The sequence below is a fragment of the Flavobacterium solisilvae genome (assembly GCF_012911605.1).
Taxonomy (GTDB): domain Bacteria; phylum Bacteroidota; class Bacteroidia; order Flavobacteriales; family Flavobacteriaceae; genus Flavobacterium; species Flavobacterium solisilvae.
The window spans coordinates 1-445 of sequence record NZ_JAAMPT010000139.1; the positions used below are offsets into that span (position 1 = coordinate 1).

Consider the following 445-nt stretch of genomic DNA (forward strand, 5'->3'; position numbering starts at 1 on the left):
TCCAAGTAATTGTTGGCATACCATTAGTAGTACCAACACCACAACCCATCAACGAATGTGATACTTTGCCAAACGACCAATTTGCGGTATTTGATTTAACGGTTCGACAAATCACAGCCTTACCAGGATATACCTTCCAGTACTATCCAAGTTTGCTAGATGCACAAAACGACACCAACCAAATCACGACTATTACTAGTTATACCAATGTATCACCAGCAGTACAAACGTTAGGCGTTCGTATCATCAGTGCGCAAGGATGTGTAGGTTATACCACGCTAAACATTAGAGTATTGCCAGCGCCAGAGCCAAATACCAATCCAAATGTGCTACCAGCAGTTTGTGAAAACGCAACCAACTCAGGACAAGCAATCGTTGATTTAACCCAAAACGAGGCGTATATTTTAAACGGCGATACGAATTTAACGTTACAGTATTACCCAAC

At 41.6% G+C, this 445-nt stretch carries 1 protein-coding gene; it reads left to right on the forward strand.

The genetic code is table 11. The annotated features are described in order from the left end of the window. On the forward strand, positions 1-445 hold a 445-nt coding region (locus G6042_RS00645), incomplete at both ends, for a hypothetical protein (protein WP_211161598.1).